Origin of the sequence: Bacillus paramycoides (assembly GCF_001884235.1) — a bacterium.
In the GTDB taxonomy this organism is placed as follows: domain Bacteria; phylum Bacillota; class Bacilli; order Bacillales; family Bacillaceae_G; genus Bacillus_A; species Bacillus_A paramycoides.
Map to the genome: position 1 here is coordinate 1 of NZ_MAOI01000119.1, position 13,077 is coordinate 13,077.

Sequence of the window (13,077 nt, forward strand, 5' to 3'; positions counted from 1 at the left end):
TTAAACTATTATGGATTTCGACATTGTTATTATTTCACTTGTACCTTCAACTACAAAAAGGAGAAAGAGCTAGGAAATTTCCCTCTACCTCTCTAAAACTAAGATTACATCCCTCTTTTTATAGACTCTTTTGCATGTAAGTCACTAATAATATGTTTGGATGCTCTTGAAATTTGTTCTCGTAATTCCTCTACCCTTTGCCCTAAAGTTTCTTGCATATATTCTTTTTGTTCTATTTGGTTGATTGCCATGCTATATAGTGTCCCTGGCGTCCAGCCTCCATCTACACTCCCAATACTTGGTTGGTTTACTTGTTGTACAAACGAATCAATCTTTGGATCATATGAAATACCAATCATAGGAGTATTAGCAACTGCCGCTAATATAAGAGCATGGAGCCTCATTCCGATTAGCAAGGAGCATTCTGATAAAATAGAGATTTTTTCATGAATATCCATTTTATAAGGGAGCATGTGTGCTTCTTCTCCCATCAAATTAATGATTTCCCTTGATGCATTTTGATCAAATGGACCATGCATCGGTACAAATAAAATATGATATCCCTCTTGCTTAAGTCTTTTTAGCGTGCCTGCTAACTTCTTCATATAATTTTCTTTTGCATCCCAGTACCGTACACTAACCGCAACAATTTTCCCTTGTAAAGAATGTTTTTGCAGCCAATTGGTCTTCTTTTTTTCTGGCATACAAGCTAATACTGGATCTGGAACAAGTTCGATGTCTTTCTTAATACCAATTTCTTTTAAGTACAAAAAAGAATCTTCATCACGCACTGATATATACTCAGCCTTAGATATATGCCATTTCACCAATAAACGATTTTGCTTCTTCGTAATAGGCCCGATTCCTTGGGCATAAATATAATACGGCTTTTTCAACAAAAGAGCCAACCGCATAATACCTGTATAATATAGAATACTTCTTATACTCGTCTTATCTTGCAAGAGGCTACCGCCTCCACTAATTAAACCATTACTTTTCTTTATTTCTCGGTAAACCGCTCCTATATCCCAACGATTTACCGCCTCTACACCGTACATTTCCCTTGTATAGTCGGGGTCATTAGAAAGTACAACAAGCTCAAGAGTAGGATCCTCTTCATGCAGCGCTTGAATAATTGATTGTAAAATTGCTTCGTCCCCAACATTATAAAAACCATAATATCCTGATAAAACTAACCGCACTCTTAGCCTCCTCCAACGTTTCACAATCAGCTCTTTTGTAATTAAACAAATTGCTATTAATTCCTTACCGAGAAAGGTTTGATAACTTCAAATTGAATTCTTTTAAAAACATATAACAAACCATACTTATTTATAATGCTGTTCATTTTCTATAATAATCGAATTTATTTACGTAAAAACGAAATTTGTTCTTTCGATATCCAGTTTAATTTCAACGCACATACGCCATATAACAAGGAAGCTATTCCTAGCGCTACAGCACTATATATCATTGCAAAAAGTCTAGAATCTGTCACATTGATAAGTGTAGACACAAAGTATAATGCTGCCCCTAAAATACTAGATACTACAATCACCGCTATAAATTTCCCTATATGTATTGGATAGGAAAGGTCTTTTCTAATATAAATGTAATTCGCAATACAAATCAGTATATATATGATTAGAGTACTATACGCTGCTCCATTTATACCAACTTGTTTTACTAGCGTTATATTTAAAATAATTTTTACGAAGCTCGCACCAATGATAATCCATGCCGCTTGCATTGAACGCTTAATCCCTTGCAGAATTCCTATTGATAATACCGTAAGTGATGTGAAATACGAACTACCAATTAAAATGGCTAGCATGCCACTTCCTTTTGTGTCTGTAAATAATCCAACATTAAGCGGTACTGCGAGCGCCATAAGCCATATCGTTAGCGGCATTGTTAAAACATGCGCAAACTCATTTGTGCGCTTTACTGTCAATTTAGCTAAAGCTATATCTTTTTTTGTTAAAGCAGCTGTTAATAATGGAATTAATGGAAATACCATTGCGCTTGCAAGTACAACAATTAATTGCGTAAATGCAAAACCACGGCTATATATACCGAATTGCTCTTGAATAGTTGCAGAAGATTCATGTAGTACATGTGGAATTGTTACGGAATCAACTAAATTTAAAACCGGCATAGATAACGCTCCAATGGCAATGGGAATTGAAACACGGAGTATTTTTTTCGCGTTTTTCTTAAAGTCTTGTAACGAATACGTTTTACTCTTATAACGATACGTGCTTCTCACATATTTTACTCGTAAATATATAAGTGACGTAATAACGCCAAAGCAAGAGCCAATCATTGCTCCACCTGTTATGATATCACTACTTTTATTCAAATATACAAATACATAAGCAATCGTTAGCATAAAGAACACGCGAATCAACTGCTCAATTACTTGTGATACGCCCGTAGGTATCATATCTCCAAACCCTTGGAAATATCCACGATACACTGCCATGTATGGTGCGATTAACAAGGCAAATGAAGTAACAATTAATGGTAGCCTCGTCTCTTGTCCACCAAGCATATTTGCAATACTACTCGATCCAATGATAATAATTAAAAATCCGAATATCCCACATATAACACCGATAATAGATGCGGACGTAAACAATTTAGCAATTCCGTCCTGATCATTTTTTTCATGAAGTTCAGCAATTAGCTGGGATATTGCTAGCGGAACCCCCGCTACTGATAAAGTTAAGGCTATCATATATACAGGAAAAACGAGGCGAAAAATCCCAAGTACTTCATCTCCCGCTATATTTTGCAATGGAATTTGAAAAAAACTCCCCACCACTTTCGATAGGAACGTTGTAATGGTTAAAATTGCAGCGCCTTTTACAAACTTTTTATTCATCTTCTATCTCTTTTCTTTCAAATATGATTTAAATAAATATCAAGTCAGTATTCTTGCTTAATCTAGAGAAACTTCACTCTATTTCATTTAGTTATCATACCAAATTTCTTATATATTGAATACTCTCGTTCCAAATATAATAAGTACAAAACAAGATTATTTCCATCCTATTTTCCCTTAAATTTACTACTTTTACTTATTCAAGATAAACCTGTAATATACTGTAGCTCTTGTCAGTAAGAGGATTGTTTGCAACACGCTAAATTAAGTAAAATAATTCTTAAATTTCCCTTTTCAAGATGAAGTTAAGAAATCCGAAAAAAACAGACGAAATGTGGCTTATTCAATCATCTTAAGTTTATAATTTCGTTAACCGTACACAATTAATTTGTGAAGGTAGCCATTTCTCAAATCCTGAATATAATTTGAAGTTAGATGATCTAACTGATGCTCAACAGATTTATAAAATCCAGACATAAGGATTTTCCACATAAGCAACACATATATAAATAAGAAGAACCCTCACACTCTACAACGCAACTCGTGTGAAGGTTCTTCTTATTATACTGCCTTAACTTCTAAAAACTGTAGTTTCTCTTTTTGCTCATCATTCGCCATCATAACTATCGTCTTTTCAACATGTGGATGTACATTTTCAAGCGTCACACTCGCTCCTACTTTATCTGACTGCTCAACAAAGTTTAATAACGCCATAGCTCCTGATACATCCATATAACGTACATCTTTCATACGTAAAACAACCGGTGACTTCACATCTTGTAAAGAAGTAAAAATACGATCTACTGATAGGAAAGAAAGTGATCCCTGAATCGTGTACGTCGCTTCTTTTTCTTTTATAATAGAAGCTTTCCGTTCTTTACATCTCACCATATATATAATGAAAGAAAGAATAATACCAAACGCAACAGCAACCATTAAATCAAATTTCACTGTCACAAACATCGTCACGAACATAACAATAACATCACCCTTTGGGGCTACGTGCACTTTCCTCATACTTTCCCAATCAAACATCCCTATACCAGTTAAAATTAAAATACCTGATAATACAGCAAGTGGGATATATTGTACCACCGAACCGAGTCCCATAATGAAAATAAATAATATGACACTATGCATACAAGCTGAAAGTGCCGTTTTCCCGCCACTTCTTATATTTACAATAGACCTAACAGTCGCCCCTGCTCCTGCTAATCCTCCGAACAAACCGCTCGCAATATTACCAATACCTTGTCCGATTAGCTCTTTATTACTTTTATGCCGTGTCCCTGTCACATTATCCATTACGACAGACGTTAATAATGAGTCAATGGATCCTAGTAAAGCAATACTTAGAGCTGGTAATACAAGTTCCAACATTCCCGATCCGCTTAAAGCCGGTACGTGAAGAGCTGGCATCGCCTCCGGAATTGCACCTATCTTTTCAATTACCTTATTTAAAGAAATAGTTCCTACAACCGGTAAGTGTACTGTAAGTCCTTGTAGCATAGAAGAAAATAACGGCAATAGTGCTGTAACACCTACTAATGCCACTAAACTTGATGGAATCGCCTTAATCCATTTTCCAGAAACAATCATTACAATAATCGTTAATAACACGAGTAGAAAACTATTTTGTACGTGCTTCATTTCACCTAAAATAATGATAAGTGCAATCCCATTCATAAACCCTGAAACTACAGAGTACGGAATATAGCGAACGTAAGAGCCAAGCTTACATACACCAAATAAAATTTGAAATACCCCTGCCATCATAAATGCAATAAAACTTGCTTCTAATCCGTAAGTTGCAATAACGCCTGTTGCAATAACTGTAATCGGCCCAGTTGGTCCAGTTACTTGCCCTGGTGTGCCGCCAAATAACGCCGCAAACAAACCTGCAAAAATCGCACCATACAATCCGACTAGTGCCCCTTCAGACGTTCCCGTCGCGGCAATACCAAATGCAATTGCTAGCGGCAAAGCAACAATCGCAACAGTAAACCCTGCTAAACATTCCTTTGCTATTTTTTGAATCATAAAAAAACCACCTTCATATAAAGTCCACGTTCCATTGTACACCCAAAAAGATTCATTCGTTAGCGTATTTATAAGAAACTCTTTACAGTCTCGTGAAGTAAACGTATTCAATGAAAAGTTTCTCCCTTACCTTTGGAAACAATTACAACTATGCTATAATGAACAAATTAAATCTTTTACTATACACTTGGAGGCACTATGCTAACTTTTGAAGAAAAATTATCGATTATTGAATCTTTCCCAGAATTAGAAAGAAAGAACGTATCATTAAAACGCGTAAACTTTCACTTTGAAGAAAGTCGTTTAGATAAAAAGAACGTTGTATATCATTTACATCCAAACGGAAACGGATTTGTATACGCAAGCGGTATTAAAGGCTACAAAACGGACGACAAAGGTATGATTAACATCCGTGAATTTTCAGCAGAGGAATTACGTTCAGTAATTGAGCAATCCATTGAACTACTATCACAAGAAGAAATAGTGGTTCCTGCAGAACCTGCGAAAGAAGAAGAATGGCATAACGAAGATGGTCATATTCTTACTCTTATATCTGAGGATGACATGTGGAACGTTTACGCTGGCGTAAACTTAGACGGTACATTCAACTCTTATCCAGAAGCTGCGGAATACCTTGACGAAGAAGGTTTTTCACGTAAATAATAAGCTCTCCACTATGTATGATACCCTCGTAAATTACGGGGTATCATACATCAAATTATGAAATCAAAACTTCTTATTCTCACTATCCCCTATAAAACTTTGAAGTTGACAACTATAAGACTCCGTATTAAAAACATCATTAACTAACTCCACTTCAATAAAACTCTCCACTTCTATATTGTTTTCTTTTACATATTTAATCATGGTATTTCTACGTTCCTCTTCATTCTCTTTACTATACGCTAATGTTAAATATTTCCCGCCCGGTAATATTTTTATATTTTGCTCCTCTTCCATATGTACATTATCTTGCACCTTATTAAAAACATACTTTGGTTCTACATCCCACTTTTCATTTACATTGTATAAAATCCCCATTTCCATTGACATTTTCCCTTCATAATTTTGAATGATTTTCTCCAAATCGGAATAATAAAGTAACTCTTGTAAACTCCCCACTTCTTTACAAGGGGCTACAATTACATAACGCTGTTCAAAGAACTGAATAGATATTTCATCATTCTTTAATATATCCTGTGAACTTCCTACTTTCGCATTTAAACAATCAATCGTTTCGATTACTTCTTTCATTTTCTTTATATTTTCTTCCGCTTCTTCTCTCTTTAATTGTAAAAATTGCAGCAATTTATCCGTATTACATTCCTTAAAAATCTCTTGAAGTTCTACTATACTGGTGTTTAACTCTCTACAGCTTTTTATAATATCAATGTGAATAAATTGATCTATAGAATAATATCTATATCCAGTTGATTCATCAATATGTTTTGGAATAAGAATTCCCATTTTATGATAGTACCTTAATGCTTTTATCGTTATATCCTTTATTTTTGCAACTTCTCCAATAGAAAATAATTTTTTCACTTTAATCTCTTCCTTTATATTTTTTCCCTCACTACCATTGACTCTCCCCTTAGAGGAGACCTTACTATTTATATAATAAGTTATTTACATTGATAAAGGGAGTATACAATTATGAACACAGTAAAATATAGAAGTCTTGTTAAGGAAGACTATGAGCCTATAAAACATTTAATTGGCGAGGCATTTGGATTTAATCAATTCATTACAGATAAAAAATTTTTAAATTCATTATTAAGCTTCTATCTACAAAGTTGTATTTTAGGAAGTTCCTTTAGTAAGGTAGCTGAAAAAGATAATAAAATTATTGGTGTCATTTTAGGCGATTCCGAAAAGGATAAGAACCGTTTAAAGAAATTTCATAATACTTTTAGCTTTGCCTATAACACGCTTAAACTATTCATGACTAATAAAGAGAATAGAGAATTTTTAAAAGCATTTATAAAAGTTCAAAAAACATATAAAGAACTAATTAAAGGAAAAGAAGATCATTTTCAAGGCTGTATACAATTATTCATCGTATCCGAAGAATCTAGAGGTCTTGGAGTTGGGAAAACTTTAATGAATGCATTGTTCCAATATATGACAAAAGAAGATGTGACATCTTTATATTTATATACAGATAACGCATGCAACTATGGATTTTATGACAAACAAAACTTCAAACGTGTACAAGAAAAAGCAATTCATTTTGGACCAAAGGAAGAAGATTTTAATATATTTTTATACCGCTATGATTTTCTCTAATAGCAACATTTACGACTCGACGCTCTTTACTAATTAGTAAAGAGCTATATTAAGTATGATCGATCCTATCTAGAAATATGAAGAGAATGTGGTTATCCAAAAACAATGCCAGCACAAGGTCTCCAGCCAAACTCTTTCACTGCCATCATACAAATTGCGGGTGAACCGTTTGGTGTGGGTTAATAACTAGTAGATGATGCTCTACTAATTAAAGTTTCAATTTATTACAGTGTGATTTAGAGTTTGAACTGTTCAACATGGAAAGAGGAAGATATTTAACAACATCAGTGTACATTGGGTATTGCACATGAGTAATACCGTAAAAAAGGAGAGCACAGCATGGAATGGATTTATGAATTATTTCAGCAATATGGGTATTATGTAGTACTTATTGGATTGCTGTTAGAATATATCGCTCTTCCGTTTCCAGGAGAGCCAACATTAGCCTATGCAGGATTTTTATCGCATCAAGGTGATTTGAGTTTACCAATTTTAATTATTTTATCCTTTATTGGGACAAGTGTAGGTATGACATTCCAATACTTTTTAGGAAATAAACTTGGCATGCCTTTCATTCAGAAATACGGGAAATATGTATTTTTAACACAACGAAAAATTGATTTAACGAAAATGTGGTTTGATAAATACGGATATTTTCTAATCTTTATCGCTTTTTTCATTCCAGGTGTCCGCCACTTTACAGGATACTTTGCAGGAATTATCAACTTACCGTTTCGCCGTTTTGCAATTACAATTTATTCAGGCGCCCTATTTTGGGTATCTTTCTTCTTAATTTGCGGTTACTGGTTAGGCGACAACTTACAAGATATATTCACAGTACTTGGACAGCACATTGGGAAAATTATTTTTGGTATGATTGCCATTATGCTAATCACCCGATTTCGCAAAAAATTAAAGCTTGTGTTTGTAAAAAATTAAAGCACGTATTTGTAAAAAAACATAGTAGAGTAGAAAACTGAAACAGATTATATTTTCTTTAGAGATGGCTCTGCCATCTCTTTTCCGTTTCAGCTTCCCCTCATCAAACCGTACGTGAGGTTTTCCCTCATATGGCTTTCCGATGTTTTTCCTTCTTTGGTTTTCAGTTTGTTCTAGCTTCCGACTTTCACGAGTATGTATGTTGTTTTGTTTGGCATACGATGACAAAGTCATCGGCATATCGAATAAGTTCTGTAAAAAGACAATAAAGTTATTTAATTTTAAAACCTAAAACAAGCATAACCCCGTTCTAAATTTAGGACGGGGTTAAAATATAGTTGTTTAATTTTCGATATAAGATACTTCACTGTACTCAAAAATATAACAATAAAGTCGTTTAATAATCTAAGGTTTATTCAACAATAGCGCCCTTTAATTGAATAAGGATTTTTTGTTTATTTGTATATTGCTAGGAAATTATCATTTCATTTGTGAATAAGACTACGTACTGATTTATGCTAAAAAACAGAATTCGATCCTATAACGACAGTGGCGTCTAGTTCCTCGTCTCTAGCCACTTTCGTGGTAAGCCCAGCACCAGCAAAGATTTCAAAGGTCTGAGTTGCCTGCATTTCGCTCGTCTCTATTAAAAGATGTCCTCCCGGTGCTAGCCAGAGAATTGCTTCTTTTGCTACTCTTCGCTGAATGTCAAGTCCATCCTCTCCTCCGTCAAGCGCCCACTTCGGTTCATGTAGGCGAGCCTCTTGTGGGAGCAGCTTTATTGCCTTGGTAGGAACATAAGGTACGTTCGCAACTAGGGTGTTCACATGGCCTTTAATTGAGTGAGGCAGGGCTGTATACAAGTCACCTTCAAAAACATGGCCACCGAAATCTGTTACGTTGCGGCTTGCACATCGTACTGCGACAGGGTCAATGTCAGCAGAGTACAATTCAACTTGTCCTAAAGCTGCTGCCAGTGCTACACCCACAGCACCTGACCCGCAACATAGATCAACGACGATATCACCAAAACATGACAGAGCTTCTGCCTGGTGAACAAGAAACTCGGTACGTTGACGAGGCACGAAAACGCCTTGGTCCACTTCTATCCGCAACCCACAGAATTCTGCGTATCCAACAACATATTCAAGTGGTAAACCATCGGCTCGCATTTCTACCATTTTCTTGAGGTCCTCTGGAGTTCGTGCCTCTGAAATAAGTAACCGGGTCTCCTCTTCTGCGAAAACACAACCCGCGCTCTGAAGCCTGTTAATTATACATTTTTCCGTTTTATTGTCCAAAAAGAAATTAAATTTTTTTCCTATTTATCTCACCACTTTTGCTTATTTATAACCCTGTATTCGTTAAAAATTGGAGATATCCTTTTTCAACAAAATGGTCCCATTCAAAAAAATACGACTTTATTCAATTAAATGGCCTTGTAGGAAGGAATTATAAATAGAAGGTACATACTATTTTTTTGATCACTCTATTTATCATATCTAATAATTTCCAAAAAAATAAGGCTACCTTTCCTTATTAAGAAAGATAGCCTTATCTGTATAAACGACTGTTCTACTCCCTATTTATTCGATCCTTGTAACGACTCTCTCAGCACAAACTTTTGCAGTTTTCCGCTCGCATTACGAGGAAGTTCATCTACAAATAAGTAATGACGTGGACGTTTATAATCTGCTAATTCATCACTTTCTTTACAATACGTTTCTAAATCAGCCTCTGTAATATTTTCATCTTTCTTTACAACGACCGCAACAACACGTTCTCCCCATAGTTCATCTGGCTCACCAAGTACTGCAACATCTAATACACCAGGGTGGCTATGAAGGAAATCTTCAATTTCACGAGGATAAATATTTACACCACCGCTAATTACCATATCATCAACGCGGTCTGCAACGAATAAATAGCCGTCTTTATCGAAGTAGCCTAAATCACCAGAATGATACCATCCTTTATACATTGATTTTGCATTTGCTTCTTCTCGATTATGATAGCCAGCCATCATAGTTGGACCACGCAAAATAATTTCCCCTACTTCATAAGGAGGCAACATATCATCTGGCTCTGCCGGTGCATCTTCGTTCGGTTTGACAATTCGAATTTCATGGCTAAAGCATGGTGTTCCTGCTGAACCAGCTTTCGTAATCTGATCCTCTTCTACGAGAAACGCAACAACTGGTCCCATTTCTGTCATTCCGTAAATTTGAACAAGATCAATATAAAGACGTTCTTTACATTCCTTCACTAACGCTGGAGCCATTGCAGCCCCGCCATATACGCCAATCTTCATCGAAGTTAAATCATACTCGGCTAGATTTTTTTGCAGTAACATATTCCACATCGTCGGTGCTGCAAAAAACGTCGTAACCTTCTCTTCTTGAATCGTATGTAATACTGTTTTCGTATCAAAGTGATGCAAAATAACATTCTTGCCACCAACTTGAATGCGCGGTATGATTCCAGCGTTTAACTCGCCGCAATGATATAAAGGCGCTACTACAAGCCCAACACTATCCCTGTTATATTTTATGAAATACGTACAAATCATACTATGCTCAGCCATATCACGATGACGATGTAGTACGCCTTTCGGACGACCAGTCGTACCGCTCGTATAAAGCATAGAACAAAAATCCATTTCATCAACTACAATATCTACTTTTTCAGCTGATGCTTCATTTACTTTTTCATGGTAGGAACTAGCATAGGAAGGTGTATCGTCTTCTACATACCAAAAAGATGTATTTGGAAAATCTCGTTCAATCATAGCAACAGTTGATTCGACTTCTTTTTCAAAGACAACTACTTTCGAGGCTGCATCTTGGAGGATATACGATAATTCTTTTGCTTTTAGGCGGAAATTAATTGGGTTAAATATCGCGCCAATTTTCGCACAAGCTAAGTAAACGTTTACAAATTCACGACAGTTATATAAGTAAACAGATACACAATCTCCCTTTCTTACGCCTTCTTTCAATAGAGCTTGCGCTGTTTTATTTATTTGCTCATCCCACTGTTTATATGTCCAGCGAATATTTTTTTCTGGTTCTACTAACGCCTCTTTATTCGGATACTTGCCCACTGCTAAATCAAAAATTCTCCCTATCGTCATGTACATGCCAACAATTTCCCCCTTTTCTCTTTCATAAATCTATCATTTCGTCTATAAGTAGACATTGTCCTCTAATAATTTGACTAATTTTTCTGATTATTATCGACATAGTTTTACAAATGAAGTTAGTTTTTGATCCACATCTCAGTAAATGCAATTATATCGGCGGTTTTTCAAATATATCGATTTATCGACAAAAGCTGATAGCAACATCCCCCTATATTAAAAAGAAGCTATCCCAAAATTGGGACAGCCTTCTTCTCCTTACGCGAATAGCTCTTCTAAAATTTTCAGTTTATCTTCTGTATATTTCACAAAGCCATCGTTATATGATTTTGGATCTTTCGGATTCGCAAAGTGTGTAATTGCTCCTGTTTGTGGGTGAACAAATTTACTTGATGCCCCGCAACCAAGTCCGATAATAGATTGCACTTCTTCCATAATAACAATATTGTAGATACTTTCTTGCGATGGTATTGCATAACCAACGTTTTCTAAGTTACCTAAAATATTCTTTTGACGATATAAATAGTATGGCACGTAATTGTGGTTCTTCGTCCACTCTTCTGCCTCATGCATCATCGCAGTAATTTCTTCACGACCTGCTACTTTATATTTACGTTTGTTTTGCGTCATTTCAGAAGCACGTTTAAATGATAACGTATGAACTGTTAACGATTCTGGCATTAACTTTTCTGTTTCATCTAACGTGTGCTTAAAGATTTCTAATCCTTCACCAGGAAGACCAATAATTAAGTCCATATTAATATTGTTCATTCCCATTTCACGTGCTAAATGATATTTCTCAATTGTTTCTTCTACAGTATGATGACGTCCAATTGCTTTCAATGTTTCTTGATGGTATGACTGCGGATTAATACTAATACGGTCAATATTCCATTTATTTAACACTTCTAGCTTTTCTGGTGTAATCGTATCTGGGCGACCTGCCTCAACTGTTACTTCACGCACATCTTTCACATCTGGGAACGCTTCGTACATTTCTTCATACAGCATATCCATCTCTTCTGCTGTAATACTTGTCGGTGTACCACCGCCGTAATAAATCGTCGTAACTTTAACACCTTTTTCTTTTAAAAACTTACCAATTTCACGAACTTCATAGTGTAAGCCACCTAAGAATGAATCAACAGATCCTTGGCGTCCGTTAATTGCATAAGCCGGGAACGTACAGTACGCACATTTTGTGGGACAAAACGGAATACCAATGTAAATACTTACTTCTTCTTTCAAGCGGTATAAATCCGGAACGACCGCTAATTGGCAATCTACGATACGTTGCAGAAGCTCAATTTTCTCTTCATGAATTAAATAACTTTCACGAAGTTCTTTATGCGCTTCTTCTTTTGACATACCATTTTGAAGCATTTTGTGAAGAAGTTTCGTTGGGCGTACCCCAGTTAAAATTCCCCAACTCTGTTCAAGTCCAGTTAGCTGTTGAAGCACAGAAAGATATACGTAAGAAACAACATGTTTCACTTGCTTCATACGTTCTTTTTCTTCTGTGAAAGCAGATAAATCTTTCGAGAATGTTTCTTCATACACATTTCCGGTTGCAACATCCGTTAAACGGGCCGATGCTGTCACATTACCTTCTATCTGTATATCAACGATCAGATTTGCTTCTTCTTGCTCAAACCCTATCGTGCTCTCTTCAAAAAATAAACCGCCAATATTTTGTAGCGGACGTAAAAAACGATCATCTTGTAACGTTTTAATTGAAATTAACAACATTATCACCTTTTCATTTGCAAACTCTCTTTAGTTT

At 35.7% G+C, this 13,077-nt stretch carries 10 protein-coding genes; 3 read left to right on the forward strand and 7 right to left on the reverse strand.

The window, feature by feature from the left end:
* Positions 1 to 104: 104 nt before the first annotated feature.
* From csaB to BAU28_RS24775, 3 genes are all read right to left on the reverse strand, one after another.
* Positions 105 to 1,202, reverse strand: a complete 1,098-nt coding sequence (gene csaB, locus BAU28_RS24765; RefSeq protein ID WP_071720448.1) for a polysaccharide pyruvyl transferase CsaB — start codon at positions 1,200 to 1,202, stop codon at positions 105 to 107.
* 164 nt (positions 1,203 to 1,366) lie between these two features.
* Entirely contained in the window at positions 1,367 to 2,887 is a 1,521-nt protein-coding gene (locus tag BAU28_RS24770; RefSeq protein WP_071720450.1) for a putative polysaccharide biosynthesis protein, read from the reverse strand.
* 561 nt (positions 2,888 to 3,448) lie between these two features.
* Positions 3,449 to 4,927, reverse strand: a complete 1,479-nt coding sequence (locus tag BAU28_RS24775) for a SulP family inorganic anion transporter (RefSeq protein ID WP_071720452.1) — start codon at positions 4,925 to 4,927, stop codon at positions 3,449 to 3,451.
* 198 nt (positions 4,928 to 5,125) lie between these two features.
* Here BAU28_RS24775 and BAU28_RS24780 point away from each other — a divergent pair, with 198 nt between their 5' ends.
* On the forward strand, positions 5,126 to 5,590 hold the full coding sequence (locus tag BAU28_RS24780) for a hypothetical protein (RefSeq protein WP_002170575.1): 465 nt from the start codon (positions 5,126 to 5,128) through the stop codon (positions 5,588 to 5,590).
* A 63-nt stretch (positions 5,591 to 5,653) separates the two neighbouring features.
* Here BAU28_RS24780 and BAU28_RS24785 read toward each other — a convergent pair whose 3' ends face one another.
* Complete coding sequence (locus tag BAU28_RS24785; protein WP_002170574.1) at positions 5,654 to 6,472, reverse strand: MerR family transcriptional regulator; 819 nt, start codon at positions 6,470 to 6,472, stop codon at positions 5,654 to 5,656.
* 111 nt (positions 6,473 to 6,583) lie between these two features.
* Between BAU28_RS24785 and BAU28_RS24790 the strand changes: the two genes are divergently transcribed.
* Both BAU28_RS24790 and BAU28_RS24795 read left to right on the forward strand, forming a co-directional pair.
* Positions 6,584 to 7,216 carry a GNAT family N-acetyltransferase gene (locus tag BAU28_RS24790; protein ID WP_071720454.1) on the forward strand — a complete coding sequence of 211 codons (633 nt, stop codon included), beginning with the start codon at positions 6,584 to 6,586 and terminating at the stop codon, positions 7,214 to 7,216.
* 339 nt (positions 7,217 to 7,555) lie between these two features.
* Positions 7,556 to 8,155 carry a DedA family protein gene (locus BAU28_RS24795; protein ID WP_071720456.1) on the forward strand — a complete coding sequence of 200 codons (600 nt, stop codon included), beginning with the start codon at positions 7,556 to 7,558 and terminating at the stop codon, positions 8,153 to 8,155.
* A gap of 518 nt (positions 8,156 to 8,673) precedes the next feature.
* On the opposite strand, the gene BAU28_RS24800 is transcribed toward BAU28_RS24795, so the two are convergent.
* The 3 genes from BAU28_RS24800 to BAU28_RS24810 form a co-directional block, all read right to left on the reverse strand.
* The gene (locus BAU28_RS24800; RefSeq protein ID WP_071720457.1) at positions 8,674 to 9,456 is read right to left on the reverse strand and encodes a putative protein N(5)-glutamine methyltransferase; all 783 of its coding nucleotides are present in this window, start codon (positions 9,454 to 9,456) and stop codon (positions 8,674 to 8,676) included.
* Between the two features lie 281 nt (positions 9,457 to 9,737).
* Positions 9,738 to 11,294, reverse strand: coding sequence for a fatty acid--CoA ligase (locus BAU28_RS24805; RefSeq protein ID WP_071720459.1), 1,557 nt, complete (start codon positions 11,292 to 11,294; stop codon positions 9,738 to 9,740).
* 258 nt (positions 11,295 to 11,552) lie between these two features.
* Positions 11,553 to 13,043: a coproporphyrinogen III oxidase gene (locus tag BAU28_RS24810; protein WP_002170566.1), complete on the reverse strand. Its 1,491-nt coding sequence runs from the start codon at positions 13,041 to 13,043 to the stop codon at positions 11,553 to 11,555.
* Between the last annotated feature and the right edge of the window lie 34 nt (positions 13,044 to 13,077).

What these genes read in the sequence shown, in the direction of transcription:
- BAU28_RS24805 (WP_071720459.1), bottom strand. Translation starts at nt 11,294, where the DNA reads ATGTACATGACGATAGGGAGAATTTTTGATTTAGCAGTGGGCAAGTAT.
- BAU28_RS24790 (WP_071720454.1), top strand. Translation starts at nt 6,584, where the DNA reads ATGAACACAGTAAAATATAGAAGTCTTGTTAAGGAAGACTATGAGCCT.
- BAU28_RS24795 (WP_071720456.1), top strand. Translation starts at nt 7,556, where the DNA reads ATGGAATGGATTTATGAATTATTTCAGCAATATGGGTATTATGTAGTA.
- BAU28_RS24810 (WP_002170566.1), bottom strand. Translation starts at nt 13,043, where the DNA reads ATGTTGTTAATTTCAATTAAAACGTTACAAGATGATCGTTTTTTACGT.
- BAU28_RS24780 (WP_002170575.1), top strand. Translation starts at nt 5,126, where the DNA reads ATGCTAACTTTTGAAGAAAAATTATCGATTATTGAATCTTTCCCAGAA.
- BAU28_RS24770 (WP_071720450.1), bottom strand. Translation starts at nt 2,887, where the DNA reads ATGAATAAAAAGTTTGTAAAAGGCGCTGCAATTTTAACCATTACAACG.
- BAU28_RS24775 (WP_071720452.1), bottom strand. Translation starts at nt 4,927, where the DNA reads ATGATTCAAAAAATAGCAAAGGAATGTTTAGCAGGGTTTACTGTTGCG.